This is a genomic window from Amycolatopsis aidingensis (assembly GCF_018885265.1).
GTDB lineage: Bacteria > Actinomycetota > Actinomycetes > Mycobacteriales > Pseudonocardiaceae > Amycolatopsis > Amycolatopsis aidingensis.
This window is the reverse complement of sequence record NZ_CP076538.1, coordinates 1,257,191-1,275,090: the sequence shown is the minus strand read 5'-3', so window position 1 is coordinate 1,275,090 and position 17,900 is coordinate 1,257,191. Positions and strand designations below refer to the sequence as shown.

Here is a 17,900-nt window from a genome sequence, read left to right as displayed (position 1 = left end):
GGCTGACAGAGGCGGCATGCGGATAAGACTGGCGCACGTCACGGACGCCGCGGCTGTCAACGAACTGCTGCACCAGCTGGACTATCCCCAGGACGGCACAGCGGCAACGGCGGCCCGCATCCAGACGTGGGATGACGATCCCTCCGGAGCGGCCTATGTGGCCGATACCGACGGCGACCTGCTCGGCCTTGTCGCGGTCCACGTCTGCCCGTTCTTCGAACGCGCGGGCTCCTGGGGCCGGATCGTGGCTCTGGTCGTCTCCGGTAAGGCACGCGGCCAGGGCGTCGGCGGGCAGCTCGTGGTAGCGGCGGAATCGTTCGCGGCAAGTCGTGGATGCGTGCGTATGGAGGTGACCAGCGCGGACCGCCGCCATGACGCACACGAGTTCTACCGGCGCCGCGGTTACCTCGACCAGGCAGGAAGGTCATCGCGGTTCCTCCGCGATCTCGATGCCGTCGGCCTGCCATCCCGGCAGACGCAGACGTGAGGGCCCCGCGCGTCGTGGTCGCAGGCGGCCATTCGGCCGGGCACATCGAGCCGGCGATGAACTTCGCCGACGCGTTGCGCCGACTGGAGCCCGCGGCCGAGATCACCGCCCTCGGCACGGTCCGCGGCCTGGACACCACGCTCATCCCGGCCCGCGGCCACCCGCTCGAACTCATCCCGCCGGTGCCGCTGCCGCGCGAACTGAACCGGGCCCTGCTGCGAGCACCGGGCAGGCTGCGCGACTCGGTACGGGCGGCCGGGGCGGTGCTCGACCGCGTGCGGGCCGAGATCGTGGTGGGCTTCGGCGGCTACGTGGCCGCACCGGCCTACCTCGCCGCGTACAGGCGGGGCCTGCCGATCGTCGTCCACGAGGCGAACGTCCGGCCCGGAGTGGCCAACCGGCTGGCGGCCCGGCTGACGACGCACGTGTTCACCGCCGCGCCGGGTGTCCGGCTGGCCCACGCCACCGCCATCGGCATCCCGCTGCGTCCTGCGATCACCGGGCTCGACCGGCCCGCGCTGCGCGACGCCGCCCGGCAGCGGTTCGGCCTGCGACCCGATGGGCCGGTGCTCCTGGTCACCGGCGGTTCGCAGGGCGCCCGGACGATCAACGCCGCGGTGTCCGGCGCGGCCCCGGCGTTACGGGCAGCCGGGGTGCAGGTACTGCACATCACCGGGCCCCGGCACGTGGTCGAGGTGTCAGATGGCGACCCGCCCTACGTCGTCGTCCCCTACGTGGACGAGATGCGGTACGCCTACGCCGCGGCCGACTTCGTGATCTGCCGCTCGGGGGCGATGACCTGCGCCGAACTGGCCGCGGTCGGCCTGCCTGCCGGGTACGTCCCGCTGCCGCTGCGCGGCGGTGAGCAACGGTCGAACGCCGAGCCGGTCGTCGCGGCCGACGGGGCCCTGCTTGTGGATGACACCGACCTCGCCCCGGCCTGGATCGAGACCACTCTGATCCCGGTGCTCACCGATCCCGGACGAATCGCGGCGATGTCGGCCCGTGCGTCGGCGGCAGGCGCACCTGACGCGGACGTCGTCCTGGCCAGACACGTGGTCGCCGCGATCGCCGAACGACGATCAGCCGGCCTGCGGTCGCGCGGCGGGTAGTTGCACCCGGACGCTGAGCCCCCCGGCGGCCCGGGGCGCGAGGGTGAGTGTTCCGTCGTGTGCCTGGGTGATGCTCTTGACCATGGCCAGGCCGAGGCCGACACCGTCGTGGTCGGTGCGTATGCGTTCGGTGCCGCGGCGGAACGGCTCGGCAAGCGTGGAAACCAGCTCCTGCGTGAGCATCTCCCCGGTGTTCTCCACAGCGAGTACCACGGTCCCTGGATAGACACTGGTCGTGACCCACACGGTGCCCTGTTCGGGCAGATTGTGGACGATCGCGTTGTGCACGAGGTTCGTGGTCAACTGCCGCAGCAGCGCACGTGAGCCGGTGGTAGGGGTGATGTCCCCGGAGGTCTCGATGGTGACGCCACGCTTTTCCGCCAGGGGGAGGAGCGTTTCAGCGGCTTCTTCCGCGATGAGGGACAGGTCGACGTGCTCGCGAGTGAAGGATCGCCGGTTGGCGCGGCTGAGCAGGAGCAATGCTTCGGTAAGGTCGATCGCCCTGGCGTTGACGAGGCGGAGGCGTTCGACGAGTTCGTCGGTGTTCCGGTCCGGATCGTTGCGGGCCACGTCGAGAAGTGTCTGCGAGATCGCCAGTGGGGTACGCAGTTCGTGGGAGGCGTTGGCCGCGAATCTCTGCTGTTCGGTGACCTGCGCTTCGAGCCGTGCGAGCATGGTGTCGAAGGCGTTGGCGAGTTCGCCGAACTCGTCTTGGCGGCCTTCCAGGTGGATCCGGTGGGAGAGCGACCCGTTCGCGGCCAGGCGTGTGGCATGGGTGATGCGAGCGAGGGGTGCGAGCATGTGCCCGGCGAGGACCCATCCGCCCAGGAGCCCGAATATCAGCAGGAACCCCAGCGCCATGGCTGCCTTCGGGACGAAGGCGCGCGTGAGGTCGGACTGGTTCGGCACGACCGGCCCGCCGACCCCGCCAGGAGGCCCCGTCTCCGGCGGCAAATAGATCACCTCGGGGACGTAGCGCAGCAGGAACACCCACACGACCGCGAGCAGCAAGGCACTGGCAACCATGAGGAATCCGGCGTAGCTCAAGGTCAGTTTGAGGCGAACGCTCAACCCGGGCTCCCTACCCACGCTTGCCTCTCTCGCCTGCTCCAGTGTCGATGCGGTAGCCGACGCCGGGCACCGTGGCGATCAGCCAGGGTTCGCCGAGCCGCTTGCGCAGGGCTGAGACCGTGATACGCACGGCGTTGGTGAACGGATCGGCGTTCTCGTCCCACGCCCGTTCCAGCAGCTCTTCGGCGCTGATGACACCGCCTTCGGCAGCGACGAGGACTTCGAGCACGGCGAACTGCTTCCTGGTCAGCGCGACGTACCGGCCGTCCCGGTAGACCTCGCGACGGAACGGGTCCAGCCGCAGGCCTGCGATCTCCCGCACGGGCGGTCTGTTGTGGGCGCGCCTGCGGTCGAGGGCTCTGAGCCTGAGCACGAGCTCGCGCAGTTCGAACGGCTTGGTGAGGTAGTCGTCGGCGCCGAGCTCGAACCCGGAGGCCTTGTCGTCGAGCCGGTCGGCAGCGGTGAGCATCAGGATCGGCATGCCGCTACCGGAAGCGACGATGCGCTCGGCGACCTCGTCCCCGGAAGGCCCGGGAATGTCCCGGTCGAGGACGGCGATGTCGTAGCTGTTGACGCTCAACAGCTCCAGGGCGGTGTCACCGTCACCGGCGATGTCGGCCGCGATCGCTTCCAGGCGCAGCCCATCGCGGATGGCCTCCGCCATGTAGGGCTCGTCCTCGACGATCAGCACACGCATGCTCACGATGCTACGAGCCGGTTCCTATCGTCGGCATATCGAAAACCGCATACGCGCTGGCAACACCACGCTTCCTTGACTGGAAGCATGAGTCGCACAGCATTCGACCACAGTGGTACGCCCACCGCGGAAGACGGTGCCCTCCCCAAGGGCGTGACAGTGTTCGACGAGTACCCCGGCGTGGCCAACCTCGACCCCGGCCTGCTCCGGGCCCTGCGCGAAGCGGCGACGGCTGCCGCCGACGACGGCATCAAGTTCTACGTGAACAGTGGCTGGCGCTCCCCGGAGTACCAGAACCGGCTCCTTCGCGAGGCGATCGCCAAGTACGGGTCCGAAGAGGAGGCTGCCAGGTGGGTCGCCACGCCCGCCACGTCGCCGCACGTGGCCGGGAACGCGATCGACGTCGGCTTCGACGCCAGGGCGTGGCTGTCGAAACACGGCGCCAGGTATGGGCTGTGCCAGATCTACCGCAACGAGCCCTGGCACTACGAACTGCGCCCCGAAGCCACCACTCGTGGTTGCCCACCCATGTACGCCGACCCCTCATACGATCCAAGGATGCGACGGTGACCGGCAGCCTTCACGCGCTCAGCCGCTCGAGAAAGACGCGTGGCTCGTGGCCTTCGGAGGCGGTGAGCACCTCGCGCACCGAGCCCGACATCCCTTCGGCTGGAGTCCCGATCTGGGTCGCGCCGCTCGTCGCCCCTGCGGTCGATCTCTCGATCCTCGGGCTGCTGCTCGGTACTCGGCACCTGAACGTGGCCGACCGCTGGTCGCAGGCCAGGCGTTCGACGCCGTGGGCCCCTGCTCCTGATCGGGGCTGCGCGTACTGAACAGCCTGTCGCGATGATCAGAGCTGGCTCGTCAACACCGGCCGAGTCCTGGCCTCGCCGCGCTGGCTCATCCGAGTGATCGTCGCGGCAGGGGCGGTGACCACCCGATCCGTCGGTCGATCATGATCCGGCTGTTTCAGTCGGCTCGTGTCGGCCGAATCGGCGTAGCCGCAGCGAGTTGGTGACGACGCTGACCGAGGAGAAGCCCATGGCGGCTCCGGCGATGATGGGGTTGAGCAGACCGAGTGCGGCGAGGGGAATCGCGGCGGTGTTGTAGCCGAAGGCCCAGCCGAGGTTCTGGTAGATGGTGCGCAGGGTGCGGCGGGAGAGGTGGATGGCGTGCACGACGCCGTCGAGCCGATCGGACATCAGGGTGATGTCGCTGGACTCGATGGCGACGTCGGTACCGGTGCCGATGGCGATGCCCAGGTCGGCCTGTACCAGGGCGGGGGCGTCGTTGACGCCGTCGCCCACCATGGCAACCACCTGCCCCTCGTCCTGCAGCCGCCGGACCTCGGTGACCTTGTCTTCGGGCAGGACCTCGGCGAGCACCCGGTCGATGCCGACCTGTGTGGCGATCGCGTCCGCGGTGCGGGTGTTGTCGCCGGTGATCATGGCGACTTCCAGACCCATGCCGTGCAGCTGCCGGATGACGTCGACGGCGTCGTCCTTGACGGTGTCGGCCACGCCGACCACGCCGCGTACCTGGCCGTCCCAGCCGGCGTAGACCGCGGTGTGGCCGTGCTCCTCCAGTTCGGTGGCCTGTGCCGCGAGGGCGTCGGGTAGTAGCAGGTGGTGCTCGTCGAGGAGTTTGCGGCGGCCGACGAACACGACCTGCCCGTCGATCTCGGCGCGCACACCGTGGCCGGCGACGCTGGCGAACTCGCGGGCGGCCGGGATATCGAGGCCGCGTTCGCGGGCGCCGGCGACGATCGCGGCGCCGATGGGGTGTTCGGAGCCGGCCTCGACCGCGGCGGCCAGGCGGAGCACCAGATCCGGGTCCTGCCGCTGGGCGGGGATGAGGTCGGTGAGGTGCATCTGGCCGTGGGTGAGGGTGCCGGTTTTGTCGAAGACGACGGTGGTGATCTTCTTGGAGCCTTCGAGCACGTCGGCGCCCTTGACCAGGATGCCCAGGTCCGCACCGCGGCCGGTGCCCACCATGATCGCGGTGGGGGTGGCCAGGCCGAGCGCGCAGGGGCAGGCGATGATCAGTACGGCGACCGCGGCCGTCATGCCGCCGGTGAGGTCACCGGTGACCAGCGCCCATCCGGCGAAGGTCAGGAGCGCGATGCCGATCACGACCGGTACGAACACCGCGGAGATGCGGTCGGCCAGCCGCTGCACCGGGGCCTTGTTCCGCTGGGCGTCCTCGACCAGGCGCACGATCTGGGCCAGTGCGGTGTTCGCCCCGACGGCGGTGGCCCGCACGGTCAGCACGCCGTCGGTGTTGATCGTCGCCCCGGCCACGTGGTCGCCCGAGGTCTTCTCGACCGGTACCGATTCGCCGGTCAGCATCGACTCGTCCACCGCGGCGCGCCCGTCGGTCACCTCGCCGTCGACCGGGATCTTCTCCCCCGGCAGCACGCGCACCAGGTCCCCGGCGCGCACCTGTTCGACGGGCACGCGCTGCTCGTCGCCGTCGACGAGCAGCCGGGCCTCCTTGGCGCCCATTTCCAGCAGCTTGCTGATGGCCGCCGACGCCCGGCCCCGCGCCCTGGCTTCGAAGTAGCGGCCCAGCAGCAGGAACGCGATGATCAGCGCGGCGGTGTCGAAGAACAGGTACCCACCGGCGAACAGTTCGTAGGTCGAGTAGGTGAACGCGGTCAGCGTGCCCATCGCGATGAGGGTGTCCATGTTTGCGCTGAACGTGCGGGCCCGCTGCGCGGCGGCCTTGAGAAACGGCCACCCGGCGACGAACTGCACCGGCACGGTCGCGGCGAACGCGGTCCACCGCGCCCACGGCGCCTCGCCAAGGAACATGGTGAGCGCGAACACCACCAGGCCCAGCGGCCAAGCCAGCCACGCGCGCCACCACCACATCCGCCGCTCGTGGTCGCTGTCCTCGCTCGGTGACGGCTGGCTGGGGGTCACCGGTTCGAGGTGGTAGCCGATATGGTCGATCGCCGCCTGCATCCGGTCGACATCGGCTTCGCCCGGCCGGTAGTCGACGTGTGCGGTGCCGGTGGCGAAGTTGACCTGCGCCTCGGCAACACCGTCCTGTTTGGACAGCGTCTTCTGCACGCGTAGCGCGCAGGACACGCACGTCATGCCCTCGACGGTGAAGTCGACCCGCTGTGCCTGGGCCGGGCCGGCGCGTACTGCCTCCGTCACGGTGTTTCACCTCCTCGCGACCGCCGCGTTCAGCGGTGGTCGGCGACGTCGTAGCCCTGGTCCTCGATCAGCTCCACCAGCCGCAGCACGGGTGCCCGGTCGTCATGCGGTGCTCCCTTCCGTGGCGAGTTGTTCGTCGGTCTCGGCCGGTTCCGATTCGCCGACCGCGGCACCGGTCAGCCGCGCCTGGGGGCCAGTGAGCGCGGGGGTGAACTTGACCGCGTCGACCAGCTCGTCGATCGCGGCCTGACCGCGGCCGGCCAGCACCGCCTCGGAGAAGCAGGTCTCCAGGTGGTTGTGCAGCATCACCCGGTTGGCTCGCTCCAGCGACGACTGCACCGCGGAGATCTGCTTCATCACGTCTACGCAGTAGGCGTCGGACTCCAGCATCCGGATGATCCCGTCCAGGTGGCCGCGAACCGTCTTGAGCCGGTTCAACGCGGCACGCTTCTTGTCCGTCAGTTCGGTGCTCATGCTGTGGTCAACACACCGGACGTCCACGGTATTCCACCCCACCCGGGGTGGGGTTTGCCACCCCTGTTACGACATTGTGGTAGTAGCCTGGCGTCCGTGGGACGCAGTGAGCGTGGTGCCGTACTCGGCCCGTTGGAATCCGAGGTCATGGACGTGCTGTGGCGAGCGGACGAGGCAATGCCCGTCCGTGGGGTACTGGCGGAGCTGAACCGTGGCCGACCGTCCCCATTGGCGTACACGACGGTGATGACGGTGCTGTCGCGGCTGACCGAGCGGGGCGTGGTGCGGCGAGCACCCGGCCGGCGCGGCTACGTCTACGAGGCGGCCGTGGGCAGCCCGGCCGAGATCGCGGTGCGCCAGTTGCTGGACGACTACGGTGACGCCGCGCTGGCGTCGTTCGTCGACCAGGTGGGCAGCGACGAGGAACTGCGAGCGCGGCTGCGTCGGCTGGTGGAGGACTCGTGAAACGCGACGTTCCGTTGCTGCTGCTGGTGGCCGCGACCCTGGCCAGCTACCCTGCGCTCGCCCTGGCCTGGTGCGTCGGCACCCTGCTGGGCACCGAGCCCCGACGCGCGTGAACTGTGGCTGGCCGGGCAGCCCGCTGCCCTTGTGGCGCCACTGCTCGCCGGGATGGGAGCACTGGCCGTCGGCAAGGCCACGCGGGTGCTGGTCCGGGGCCTGTGGCACACGCACCGATTCCACCGCTGGGTCGCGCACCGCGAGACCGGCGATGTGGCGGCGGCGCCCGCGGCCGGCCACGCCGGTCCCGTCCGGGTCGTCGACACCGGTGAGCCGCTGGCGGTCACCATCGGGCTGTGGCGGCCCTACGTCGTGGTCAGCCGCGGGCTGGTCGCGGTGTTGAGCGGGACGGAGTTGCGCGCGGTGCTGGCCCACGAGCACGCGCACGCACGTCGGCGGGATCCGTTGCGGCTGCTGCTGGGCCGGGTGCTTGCCGCGCACCTGTGGTTCCTTCCGCTGGCCACCGACATGAGCGGCCGTGCCCGCCGCGGCTACGAACTGGCGGCGGACCGGCATGCGGTGAACCGCTGCGGCCGGACGGCTCTGGCCAGCGCACTTCTCCGAGTGGTCCCGCCCACGGCCGGTACATCGGTGGTCGCGGCGGGCTTCTCCGACCCGGAACTGCTGGCGGCACGCGTGGCGCAACTGGAGTCCGGGCACCCACCACGGCCCGCGGCGATGTCCCGCCTCCGTGCCGTCCTGACCGCCACAGGCGGACTCACCTTCGTGGCCGCCGTGGCCGGTGCCTGGGCGTTCATGCTGCTCGCCTGTCCGTGCTTGCCCACGGTAAGCGGTGGCTAGTCAGGCCGAGAGGCCAAGCGGCTCGTGCGTCAGGATGCCGGCTTGCGCGCGGCGAGCCGCTCGACGATGCCTGCCTTGAAGCGCTCGTGCCCTTCGATGGTGAAGCCCTGTGCCTGCACGTGGTTGAGGGGCCGTCGCCGGAAGTGTTCCTCGCCGAGCGGGATGGTGATCAGCTCCAGCAGGCGCTGTACCGCACGCAGCGGTGCCGAGGTGCTGACGACATGGTCGGCCAGCAGCAGGAGACCGCCTGGGCGCAGGACGCGCCACATCTCGGTCACAGCGGCCCGGTCGTCGGGGATGGCGCACAGGGAAAACGTGGCCACGACCGTGTCGAACGCGGCATCCGGGAATTCCAGCCGGTGGGCGTTGCCCACCCGAGCATCAAGCGAGCGGCCGGTCTCCTCGGCGCGGCTGCGGGCCTGCTCCAGCATCGCCGGGCTCAGATCGATCCCGGTCAGCCGCACCTCGGCCGGATACCAGCGCAAGTTCAGCCCGGTTCCGATCGCGACCTCGAGTGCCTCGCCGCTCGCCTGTCCGCACACCCACTGACGGGTGTCACCGAAGAAGCGCCGATCCCAGAACCCCATCTGCTTGTCGTATCGGCCGGAATGCTTGTCCCAGTACCGGCGCAGCCGCTCCAGGTCCGTGGTCTTCGAAGACATCGCCTCGCTCCTAAGTCACGTCACGGTGTTCCCGGAGCCAACACTACTACGTTTTTGTAGTAGATCCCGTTATCATCGTCGGAGATCGTCGAGGCGGCGCAGGTACTCCTCACGGTCGATGTGCCCGGCAGCGTAGAGCTGTCGGACCTCCTGCTTCGCGCTGTCAATCTGGGGCCGGTCCTGCTTGCCGCCGAGATTGCGGGCGAGCCAGATCGCTCCCAGCACGGCGAGTGCGAGTACGGCCAGGCCGACCAGGCCCCACAGCACCATCCACCAGCCCATGCCCATCATGCCGTCCATCACCTCGACCACCGCCTTTCGGTTGGGGTGCTCAGGCAACGTGGGTTCCCGTTGCCCTGCGCGGCCATTCAGAGCAGGGTGCGCCAGTAGGACCAGAAGGCTTCGAGTATCAGGACGACGATGGCCAGGTACCAGAGCGTGAGCGCCACGGAGTGGTAGCGGGCCAGGCCGCCCGCGATGGGGCGCCTGCCGGGGGTGAGGTGGCCGCGGGTGAGGTTGTGCAGGGTGGTGTACCAGAAGATCGGGATGGTCACGACCCACACGACCATGCAGTACGGGCACAGCGCGCCGATGTCGTAGAGGCTGGAGTAGATCAGCCAGTGCACGAAGCCGACGCCGAACGTCGTGCCAGCCTGCATGCCGAGCCAGAACCAGCGCGGGGGCTGGAATCCGCACAGCAGCACCACGCCCACGGTGACGACGACGGCGAAGGCGCCGAGGCCGAGCAGCGGGTTCGGGAAGCCGAACGCGGTGGCCTGCGGGCTGTCCATCACCGAGCCGCAGGAGATGATCGGGTTGAGCGTGCAGGTCGGCACGTAGCCGGGGCTGGCGAGCTTGGCCAGTTTCTCGAGCATGAGGGCGAAGGCCGCCACCAGCCCGATCCCGCCGCCCACCACGTACAGCCAGCCCAGTGCGCGGGACGCCGACGAGGCCGGCACCACCGGCGTCTCGCCTGCCTTGACCTGCTCGGTGGTGGTCATCCGGCCAGTGCCTCGTCGATCTGGGTGCGCAACTGCTGGTCGACGGCGGCGAACGAGTCGCCGGACGGGGTGAACTTCGCGCCGTTGATGAAGAAGGTCGGCGTGCCCGACACTCCCGCCGTGGCGGCGTCGGCCCGGTCGCGCTCGATGCGTTGCGTGACCTGCTCGGAGTTCATGTCCCGGTGGAACCGGTCCAGGTCGAGCCCGATCTGCCGGGCGAAGTCGTCGAAGTGCCGCTGGGCCTGGTCCGGGTCCGCGGTCGCCTGGCCGTCGGCGGTGCGGGCCCAAGACCGGTAATTGTCGAACAGCGCGTGGTACATCTCGGGGTACTTGCCCTGCAGTGCCGCGGCTTCCGCGGCCCGCGCCGCCGGTACGGCCAGCGGGTGCATCTCCAGCGGGAAGTTGCGGGTGACGAACGTGATGCGCCCGGCGTAGTCCTTCTCCAGCTTCGTGGTGATGTTGCGGTAGTAGCCGGCGCAGGCGGGGCACTGGTAGTCGAGGAACTCCACCACCGTGACCTTGGCGTCCGGCGCTTCCAGCAGCGTGTGACTGTCCGGCTTGCGCAGCACCTCGGCGGCCACGGTGTCCGCGCCCGACGCGCCGCCGCCTTGCGAGCCGTCGCCTTGGGCCCCGGTGCGATTGACCAGGAGGACGCCGCCGATCACGACGACGGCCACGAGCAGGACGACCGCGGTCAGCAGGGTGTTGCTGGACACCCCGTAGCGGCGCGTCAACGGGTTCTTGGTGGTGTTCGGCATCGGACTCCCAGCACCGGAGGATCTCGACCTACTATCCTACTAGATAGGTACGTAGATTCTTTGTGAGGGCCTCCGGTCACCCGCTGACCTTCCCGGACGGCCAGTGGCGTGATGCCGTCGAAGGGACGTTCCGGATGGTAGGTCCCGGCGTTGATCCGCCACGCGAACCCGCTCATGGCGCCGGTCAGGTACACGGAGTGGGTGACCTCGGGGGTGTCTCTATGTGGTTGTCAAGCCGCAGCGGGCGTGGAGTCCGGTTGGGGATGCCGGTAGTAGGTGTGGTTGCGGAGCATGGCGTAGAGCACGTCGCAGCGGCGGCGTGCGAGGCAGATGAGGGCGGCGTTGTGTTTCTTGCCTTCGTCGCGTTTTCGTTGGTAGTAGGCCCTGCTGGTGGGGTCGGACAGGGCGGCGAAGGCGGCGAGGAAGAAGGCGCGTTTGAGTTTGCGGTTGCCGGTGCGGGCGGGGTGTTCGCCCTTGATCGAGCTGCCGGAGCGGTGGGTGACCGGTGCGATCCCGGCGTAGGCGGCGAGGTGGCCGGAGCTGGCGAAGGCGGAGGCGTCGCCGATCTCGAGGAGGATGCGGGCGGCGGTCCTGACCCCGATGCCGGGCATCGATGTCAGGACCCCGGCAAGAGGGTGCGCATCGAGGATCTCCTCCACCTCGGACGCGACCTGTTTCCGTTGCGCCAGCACGGTTTTCAGGCTGTCGGCCAGGCGGGGCAGAACGGTGTCGGCCGCGGTGGTGCCGGGAACGGTCACGGTCTGCTCCTGCAGTGCGGTGAGGATGTTCTCGACCAGCTTGGTGCCCATACGCGGCGCGTGCTTGGCCGCCATGGCGGTGAGCTTGCGGCGCCCAGCCTGGCGGATGCCGGCCGGGCCGCCGCAGCGCGACAGGATCTCCAGCACCGCCGCATGCGTGATGCGGGGGCCGAGGACGCGTTCGAGGGCGGGGTGGATGCCGGTGAGCAGGCCGCGGATGCGGTTGGACAGCCGGGTCGCCTCTGCGGTGAGGTCATCGTCGTAGCCGACCAGCACGTCGAGTTCGGCGAGGGTGTCGTCTCCGACGTCGACTTGGCGCAGGGTGTGCGGCAGGGTGCGGGCAGCGTCGGCGATGACGTAGGCGTCGCGGGCGTCGGTCTTGGCGTTGCCGGGGTAGAGGTCGGCGATGCGGCGCATGGCCAGGCCGGGCAGGTAGGCCACCTGGTGGCCGCACGCACGGGCGACCGCGACCGGCAGCGCGCCGATCGTGGCGGGCTGGTCGACCACTACGAGCAGGCGTCCGTGTTCGGCGAGACGGTCGAAGACTTCCCGCAGCTTGGGCTCGTTGTTGGGCAGTGGCGCGTCGTGCAGCCGTTTGCCGGTGGGGTCGAGGCCGATGGCGTGGTGCTCGCCTTTGCCCACGTCCAAGCCGAGGAACACGCCGTAGCCGGCCGAAGTGTTGTCCATCCACCAGGTCTTTCGTATCGTCACCGTCCTGGTCGCCGATCGAGCACCAACGGCCGGCAGCCACGTTACGACGAGACCTACCCCACGGGCGGCCGTGTCTCTATCAGCGGTCCACCGGTGCCACCAAGCCGGGTGACACCACCCCCCGGATCATGCCTTCGACTGGGGGACTCAGTCATGCCCGGCCTGGCGACCAGGGCCCTTGATCAAGAGCCACGAAAACGGTAACGGGGGTAGCAGGCGCGAGGTGGGCAGCGGGGTGGCGCGCAGGTCGACCAGGCCCAGCAGGCGACCCCGGCCGCGCCCAGCAACACGCTCCGGCGCGACACCGGAAGCTCGGGCATCCTTTACTCGCTTTACCTGACCGGCGCCGGTGCTCTCCGGGCAACCACCATCTACGTACCAACATAGTAGATGGGTGGTCGGTGCGCGGTTCAGCTCGCCTCCAGCAGGGTGCGTCGCAGAAAGGCGGTCTGGTCGCGCACGACCCGTTCGAATCCGGGTCCGGTGAAGACGTCGAAGTGGTGGAACGGGTAGCGGTTGAGTTCTCCGTACCGGGCCGTCCTGGAGACCCGGACAGCGGGGCGCACCGGCGCGATCTGGTCACGGTCGCATACGGACACCAGCAGCGGGCGGCCGATGTCGCGGAGTCTTCGAGCTGGCCGGTCGGTCGCGATCCGCAGCAGGATGCGTGCGGGGACGGCGGGTTCCCATCCCCACCGGGAGCGATCGGCGGGCAGGATCGACTCGAACCCGGGTGCCGCGTCGGGCGTGGTGAAGATCGCCACCGATCCAGGCGGCCCGGCGATGGCCACCCGGAGCGGTTCTCGCCCGCGGACGCGACGCAGCTCGTCGAGCACGGCCGCGCGGGCCAGCGCCAACCGGACTCCCAGCCGGGTGACGCGCCTGGTCTTGGCGATTCCGGCTGGGCCGTCGACGTACGGGTTGGTCAGCACCGCGGCGGCGATGTGGTGGTCGTCAGCGGCCACGGACAGCACGTGCCCTCCGCTGAACGAGGTTCCCCACACCGCGATCTTGTGCGGGTTGATCCCGGCCAGCCCTCGAACATAGGCGATCGCGGCGCGGTAGTCCTCGCGCTGCTTGGCGATGTCGATCAGTCCGCGTGGCCTGCCCTCGCTGGTGCCCTGGTGGCGATAGTCGAACACCAGGGCGGCGAGTCCTGCCTGACGGAACCGCTCGGCGAACGCGTCCAGGCGGGCGGCGCGGATGCCCCCGAAACCATGGGCCATGACGACGCAGGGATGGGGCCCCGGCCCGGCGGGGCGGTAAAACCAGCCGTCGCAACGCAGGCCGGCCGAACGAAACGACACGTCGGTGCGGGCGCTCGCGGCCCGGTCACGGTCGGTCGCCGGGGGCCGGGGTGGGTCGTCGGTAGACATGCCCGGAACCCTGCAGCTTAATGTCAACATGAAGTCAAGGTCCCGAACTGCCACCCTGACCATCGGCGAGCTCGCCGAGCGCTTCGACCTCGCCACCCACGTACTCCGCCACTGGGAGGCCGTTGGCCTGCTCGCACCCGCTCGCACCGGCAACGGGCGACGTCGCTACCGGCCGGTCGACCTATACCGGGTCGCGGCGATCCTGCAGGCCAAGGAAGCGGGCCTCGCCCTCAACGACATCCACGCGATGTTCTCCACGCCGGACCCGGCGACCCGTGCCGCCATCCTGCGCCGCGAGCGCGACAACCTCGCACAACGCATCGCCGACGCACAGTCCTCGCTCGCGCTCATCGAAGCCGCACTGCGATGCCGCCACGGCGACGTCGCCACCTGTCCCCACTTCCAGGCACTCCTGGCCGAACGCGCCGGCACGAACGAGCACTGAGTGCGTGCGCGCTCAGCGGCCCATGCAGTCCACCATCGGTCCCATCGCGTGGGCGGCGGACAGACCGCCTACGAGTAGCGCCAGTGCGAGCAGGCTGACCACCGCGACCGCGAGCAGCGGCACCGACATCAGCCAGCGCTTCGTCGCGGGGGCCGTCTCGGGCGAGGTGGGCAGGTCGCGAGTCAGGTCGGCGAGTTCGCCCATCGTCCGTGCTCGGTAGGCGGCTGCCGCTCGTTCGGAGAACTCGTCGAGCGTCAGCCGGCCCTCGGCCACCTGGTCTTGCAGACGGGCCACGACGCGCTCGCGGTCAGCGTCACCGGCCCGCGTCCACGTCTCCATCGGTGCCTCCCGGCTCGGTTGCGTGCCGTGCTAGTCGCCGTCTCTTTTCCAGCGTACGGCGGAGTTTGCGTTCGGAGAGCCGGCCGTAGGAAAAGGGCCGGCCTTCGATGAGCACGCCGGGCGCGAACATCACCCCGGCTCGCCTGGCCAGGTCCCGTCCCCGTTCGCTGCCGAGATCCACCTCCGTGATCCGCAGCGGATGGTCCCGCCCGACGCGGCGCAGGACCTGCTCGGCGTGGTCGCAGAAGGCGCAGTCGGGCTGGGTCAGCAGGGTGACGTCGGTGCTGTCGGTGCTGTTCTCGGGACCGGTCACGAGGCCCGCTCCTGCGCCAGGTCGGCGAGCATCTTCCCGGTCGGCACGAACATGGTGTAGTCGGGTGCGCCGCCGTAGTCGGCGCGCCACTGGATGGTGCCGTCCGGGCCGACGAGGAGGAAGCTGTGCCCGGCTGTCGTGCCCTGCATCATCCCGTACTTGTGGGCGTCGTAGGCGTGGATGACCTGCTGGGTCGGGTCGGACAGCCAGGGGGTCGACAGGTTCCGGTCGGTCGTCACCTGGGTGACCTGGTCGAGCGGGTCGTGGGAGATCGACACCACCGCGTCCACACCCACCTCGGTCAGCGCCGCCTGGTTCTGTTCCAGATCGGCGATCTGGTCGACGCAGGGCTGGCACATCAGGCCCTCCTGGAAGTACAGCAGCACGCTCCGGCCGCGATAGTCGGCGAGGCCGACCTCACCGCCGGTACTGGCGGGCAGGGTGAAGCCTGGTGCCTGATCGCCGCTGCCGGGTTCGCCTGCGACGTGGGTATAGCCGCTGCCACCGCCGGAGGCGTCGGGCTCGGGTTGCGAACTCTGGTAGACCAGGTACAGCACAACCACGGCGAAAACGGTGATCACTGCGGCGGCGATCAGCATGCCGCGGCGCGGGCCACGGGAACCCCTGCGGGCCTGGGCGGTTGGCGGACGGGTACGGGACACGGTCGCGGGGCGTTTCGCCTGGGTCTTACCGCTGGTCTTGCTCACGGTGGGGCTCCTCCTCGGTGGTCGGGATCGGCGCGGACTCGGGGTGCTTGCGGCACGCATCGCAGGCCGCGGCATCAGGGGTGGTATCAGCGTTTCTGGTGCGCAGGGCGCGGCGGAGCAGCAGCGCGAACCCGCAGGCGATGAGCACGAGCAGCGCCCAGCCGGGGAACCAGGACAGGGCGTTCACGGTAACCGTGGACAGGTGTTGCAGCCAGGCGCTGAACTCGCCTTGCCAGCCACCGGGGGACATGGCGGGGCCGGTGAGGGCGAGCACGAGCGTGAGCACACCCATTCCGACCATCAGCAGGCCGCTCACCACGGTGCCCAGGGAGACGCGCCGTTGCCACCGGCCCAGCCGCAGCCGCACGGTACGGTCGCTGAGGACCCGCTCGGCGTGCTCGCGGCGCCGGTCCCAGAGCAGGGCGACCAGCGCCAGTGGCGCGACCATCCCGGTGACGTAGGACAGGCCGATCGCCAGCGCGGCCGGGAACGAGGCCGAAGCACCGGAGAGCACCGCAACCCCGACCAGCACCGGGGCACAGCAGGCACTGGCCAGGCCGGAGAACGCGCCCAGCGCGTAGGCCGAGCCGAAGGTGCCTTCGCGCACGGTGCGCGCGCCCGGCATGGGCAGGTTGGGCTTCCACCCGGCCAGCACCGCCGCCCCACCGATGATCATCAGGACGCCGCCGACCGCGAACAGCCACCCGTGCTGCTCGACCAGCAGCCGGCTCAACACCGTCGCGCCGAGCCCGATCGGCAGGATCACCGTCGCCACCCCGGCGCCGAACACCAGGGTCGCCGCCACCACACCACCCCGGTGCCGGAAACCGGTGGCCAGGTAGGCAGGCAACATCACCGAGACGCAGCACGGCGCCAGCAACGCCACCACACCCCCGAGGAACGAGGCCAGTAACGTCGTGCCGAAGACCAACTCGCCCACGTTCCCAATCCCCTCGGTGACACCGGTGTGCACCCACTGCCGGACACTCACCAATCTACTACCTACGTACGTAGATAGTAGTATTGCGGTGTGAGATCCGGGTTGTGTTCCCACCGGGCGATGGCCAGGGGAAACGGCGGGCGTCCGCGGCCACGTAGGCTGGATGCGGCCGAGGTGACTTGGGAGGACGGATGCGCGGGTTCGGCGAACTCGAAGCGGTCGTGATGGACCGCGTGTGGGACAGCGACGGCACGGTCACGGTGCGCGAGGTCTTCGAGGCGCTGAAGGCAGCCCGGGAGATCGCCTACACAACGGTCATGTCCACGATGGACAACCTGCACCGCAAGGGCTGGTTGGACCGCGAGCGGGCGGGCAAGGCGTTCCGGTACTGGCCCACCTACACCCGCGAGGAGTACAGCGCCCGGTTGATGCGGGAAGCGATGGACACCGGCGGCGACCCCGGACTCGTACTCACCCGGTTCCTGGAACAGATCAGCGACGACGAGTCCGCCCGGCTGCGGGGTGTGGTTCGGCGGTGGGCCTCCGGTAAGGAGACCACGTGAGCGTCGCGGCCTGCCTGCTGCTCTACAGCCTCACCGTCGCCGCGCTCGGGCCCCGACTGTTGACCCGGTGGACCCGAACCGGGGTGGCTCCCCGGCTCGGCGTCCTGGCATGGCTGGCCGCGATCGCCAGCGTGCCGGCCTCGTGGGCCGCGGCGGCGCTCTTCCTGGTAATCGAGTTGGCCCACGGCTGGAGCCGGCCCGGCCAGATCGTCACCAACTGCCTGGCCGTACTGGAGGCCGTGGCCGCCGGGCACACCGGGCTCGCCCTCCAGATCGGACTGTTCATGGTCACCGCCGTGGCCCTGGTGGTCGCCGCGGTCCTGGCCGTACGCCTGGGCCGGTCACTGCTCGCGGCCCGGTCGCGTACCCATGACCACGCCCGCATGGCCAGGGTGATCGGGCGCAGGCTGCCTGGCTCCGAGGCTGTTGTCGTCGACACCCCGGAACGGCTCGCCTACTGCGTCGCCGGTCGTCCGAACACCATCGTCGTCACCCGCGGCGCTCTCGACGCGCTCGATGCGCCGCATCTGGCCGCCGTCCTGGCCCACGAACGCGCCCACCTCGCCGGCCGCCACCACCTCCTGCTCTCCGCCACCCGCGGCCTCGCCACGGCGATGCCCAAGGTCGGCCTGTTCACCGTCGGCGCCGCCGAGGTCGCTCGCCTGCTGGAGATGTGCGCCGACGACACCGCTGCCCGCTGCCACGGCCAGCGCACCGTGCTCGGTGCCCTGCTCTCCCTTTCCGGCGTCGTCACCCTTCCCACCGGGGCGCTCGGCGCCACGGGCGTGGGGGTCGTGGCGCGCGCCGAGCGCCTGGCCGAACCGGCCACCCTCGCCCAGCGGTGGCACGCGCGCATGCTCCTCACCGCGATCGTGACACTGCTGACGATCGGCCCGCTCCTGGCCGGGCTGCTCGCCGCCACGGGCGTCGCCTTCTGTGATCCGGCCGTTCTCGCGCTGGCGATGTAGCCGGGACGGTCAAGTCCTCCCGCTCGCACCGCGC

General features: G+C 69.9%; 23 protein-coding genes. 9 read left to right on the top strand and 14 right to left on the bottom strand.

Features of this window, described 5'->3' with window-relative positions:
* Nucleotides 1-16: 16 nt before the first annotated feature.
* A complete protein-coding gene (locus KOI47_RS06250) occupies nt 17-487 on the top strand; it encodes a GNAT family N-acetyltransferase (RefSeq protein WP_216214770.1) in 471 nt (156 codons plus the stop codon).
* Entirely contained in the window at nt 484-1,599 is a 1,116-nt protein-coding gene (locus KOI47_RS06245) for a UDP-N-acetylglucosamine--N-acetylmuramyl-(pentapeptide) pyrophosphoryl-undecaprenol N-acetylglucosamine transferase (protein ID WP_216214769.1), read from the top strand. Before KOI47_RS06250 ends, KOI47_RS06245 begins: the two co-directional genes overlap by 4 nt.
* Here the strand turns inward: KOI47_RS06245 and KOI47_RS06240 are convergent.
* Together KOI47_RS06240 and vanR-Sc are read right to left on the bottom strand one after the other, a co-directional pair.
* Nucleotides 1,570-2,688: a sensor histidine kinase gene (locus tag KOI47_RS06240; RefSeq protein WP_216214767.1), complete on the bottom strand. Its 1,119-nt coding sequence runs from the start codon at nt 2,686-2,688 to the stop codon at nt 1,570-1,572. The two genes, KOI47_RS06245 and KOI47_RS06240, sit on opposite strands and share 30 nt — an antisense overlap.
* Complete coding sequence (vanR-Sc, locus tag KOI47_RS06235) at nt 2,681-3,367, bottom strand: VanSc-type vancomycin resistance response regulator transcription factor VanR (protein WP_216214764.1); 687 nt, start codon at nt 3,365-3,367, stop codon at nt 2,681-2,683. Before vanR-Sc ends, KOI47_RS06240 begins: the two co-directional genes overlap by 8 nt.
* A gap of 87 nt (nt 3,368-3,454) precedes the next feature.
* Between vanR-Sc and KOI47_RS06230 the strand changes: the two genes are divergently transcribed.
* A complete protein-coding gene (locus KOI47_RS06230; protein ID WP_216214762.1) occupies nt 3,455-3,937 on the top strand; it encodes a M15 family metallopeptidase in 483 nt (160 codons plus the stop codon).
* Complete coding sequence (locus KOI47_RS06225) at nt 3,934-4,200, top strand: hypothetical protein (RefSeq protein ID WP_216217772.1); 267 nt, start codon at nt 3,934-3,936, stop codon at nt 4,198-4,200. Before KOI47_RS06230 ends, KOI47_RS06225 begins: the two co-directional genes overlap by 4 nt.
* Before the next feature lie 120 nt (nt 4,201-4,320).
* Here the strand turns inward: KOI47_RS06225 and KOI47_RS06220 are convergent, their stop codons facing one another.
* Both KOI47_RS06220 and csoR read right to left on the bottom strand, forming a co-directional pair.
* Nucleotides 4,321-6,531 carry a heavy metal translocating P-type ATPase gene (locus KOI47_RS06220; RefSeq protein WP_269756696.1) on the bottom strand — a complete coding sequence of 737 codons (2,211 nt, stop codon included), beginning with the start codon at nt 6,529-6,531 and terminating at the stop codon, nt 4,321-4,323.
* 102 nt (nt 6,532-6,633) lie between these two features.
* Complete coding sequence (gene csoR / locus KOI47_RS06215; RefSeq protein WP_216214760.1) at nt 6,634-7,005, bottom strand: copper-sensing transcriptional repressor CsoR; 372 nt, start codon at nt 7,003-7,005, stop codon at nt 6,634-6,636.
* A gap of 96 nt (nt 7,006-7,101) precedes the next feature.
* Between csoR and KOI47_RS06210 the strand changes: the two genes are divergently transcribed.
* Together KOI47_RS06210 and KOI47_RS06205 are read left to right on the top strand one after the other, a co-directional pair.
* Nucleotides 7,102-7,470 carry a BlaI/MecI/CopY family transcriptional regulator gene (locus tag KOI47_RS06210; RefSeq protein WP_232376569.1) on the top strand — a complete coding sequence of 123 codons (369 nt, stop codon included), beginning with the start codon at nt 7,102-7,104 and terminating at the stop codon, nt 7,468-7,470.
* Between the two features lie 144 nt (nt 7,471-7,614).
* On the top strand, nt 7,615-8,325 hold the full coding sequence (locus KOI47_RS06205) for a M56 family metallopeptidase (RefSeq protein WP_216214758.1): 711 nt from the start codon (nt 7,615-7,617) through the stop codon (nt 8,323-8,325).
* A gap of 29 nt (nt 8,326-8,354) precedes the next feature.
* On the opposite strand, the gene KOI47_RS06200 is transcribed toward KOI47_RS06205, so the two are convergent.
* The 6 genes from KOI47_RS06200 to KOI47_RS06175 all read right to left on the bottom strand — a co-directional run bounded on the left by KOI47_RS06200 (nt 8,355) and on the right by KOI47_RS06175 (nt 13,591).
* Nucleotides 8,355-8,987, bottom strand: coding sequence for a class I SAM-dependent methyltransferase (locus KOI47_RS06200; RefSeq protein WP_216214757.1), 633 nt, complete (start codon nt 8,985-8,987; stop codon nt 8,355-8,357).
* A gap of 72 nt (nt 8,988-9,059) precedes the next feature.
* Nucleotides 9,060-9,326: an SHOCT domain-containing protein gene (locus KOI47_RS06195; protein ID WP_216214755.1), complete on the bottom strand. Its 267-nt coding sequence runs from the start codon at nt 9,324-9,326 to the stop codon at nt 9,060-9,062.
* Between the two features lie 29 nt (nt 9,327-9,355).
* Nucleotides 9,356-9,988 (bottom strand): vitamin K epoxide reductase family protein, encoded by a 633-nt coding sequence (locus KOI47_RS06190; protein WP_216214753.1) that lies wholly within the window; start codon nt 9,986-9,988, stop codon nt 9,356-9,358.
* Entirely contained in the window at nt 9,985-10,746 is a 762-nt protein-coding gene (locus tag KOI47_RS06185; RefSeq protein WP_216214751.1) for a DsbA family protein, read from the bottom strand. Before KOI47_RS06185 ends, KOI47_RS06190 begins: the two co-directional genes overlap by 4 nt.
* 230 nt (nt 10,747-10,976) lie before the next feature.
* Entirely contained in the window at nt 10,977-12,191 is a 1,215-nt protein-coding gene (locus KOI47_RS06180) for an IS110 family RNA-guided transposase (RefSeq protein ID WP_216206273.1), read from the bottom strand.
* A 434-nt stretch (nt 12,192-12,625) separates the two neighbouring features.
* Entirely contained in the window at nt 12,626-13,591 is a 966-nt protein-coding gene (locus KOI47_RS06175; RefSeq protein WP_216214750.1) for an alpha/beta hydrolase, read from the bottom strand.
* On the opposite strand from KOI47_RS06175, the gene KOI47_RS06170 reads away from it, so the two are divergent.
* Complete coding sequence (locus tag KOI47_RS06170; protein WP_232376568.1) at nt 13,590-14,036, top strand: helix-turn-helix domain-containing protein; 447 nt, start codon at nt 13,590-13,592, stop codon at nt 14,034-14,036. The two genes, KOI47_RS06175 and KOI47_RS06170, sit on opposite strands and share 2 nt — an antisense overlap.
* Before the next feature lie 12 nt (nt 14,037-14,048).
* Here the strand turns inward: KOI47_RS06170 and KOI47_RS06165 are convergent, their stop codons facing one another.
* Genes KOI47_RS06165 through KOI47_RS06150 form a run of 4 tightly spaced genes read right to left on the bottom strand, consistent with a single transcriptional unit; the run spans nt 14,049 to nt 16,335 of the window.
* Nucleotides 14,049-14,330, bottom strand: coding sequence for a DUF1707 SHOCT-like domain-containing protein (locus KOI47_RS06165; RefSeq protein ID WP_232376567.1), 282 nt, complete (start codon nt 14,328-14,330; stop codon nt 14,049-14,051).
* Nucleotides 14,331-14,349: 19 nt separating this feature from the next.
* The gene (locus tag KOI47_RS06160) at nt 14,350-14,688 is read right to left on the bottom strand and encodes a glutaredoxin family protein (RefSeq protein WP_216214748.1); all 339 of its coding nucleotides are present in this window, start codon (nt 14,686-14,688) and stop codon (nt 14,350-14,352) included.
* A complete protein-coding gene (locus tag KOI47_RS06155) occupies nt 14,685-15,395 on the bottom strand; it encodes a peroxiredoxin family protein (protein WP_216214747.1) in 711 nt (236 codons plus the stop codon). The genes KOI47_RS06160 and KOI47_RS06155 overlap by 4 nt, the downstream gene beginning before the upstream one ends.
* On the bottom strand, nt 15,376-16,335 hold the full coding sequence (locus KOI47_RS06150; RefSeq protein WP_216214746.1) for a cytochrome c biogenesis CcdA family protein: 960 nt from the start codon (nt 16,333-16,335) through the stop codon (nt 15,376-15,378). The genes KOI47_RS06155 and KOI47_RS06150 overlap by 20 nt, the downstream gene beginning before the upstream one ends.
* Before the next feature lie 191 nt (nt 16,336-16,526).
* Between KOI47_RS06150 and KOI47_RS06145 the strand changes: the two genes are divergently transcribed.
* Complete coding sequence (locus KOI47_RS06145) at nt 16,527-16,898, top strand: BlaI/MecI/CopY family transcriptional regulator (protein ID WP_216214745.1); 372 nt, start codon at nt 16,527-16,529, stop codon at nt 16,896-16,898.
* Complete coding sequence (locus tag KOI47_RS06140; RefSeq protein ID WP_216214743.1) at nt 16,895-17,866, top strand: M56 family metallopeptidase; 972 nt, start codon at nt 16,895-16,897, stop codon at nt 17,864-17,866. Before KOI47_RS06145 ends, KOI47_RS06140 begins: the two co-directional genes overlap by 4 nt.
* Nucleotides 17,867-17,900 lie beyond the last annotated feature (34 nt).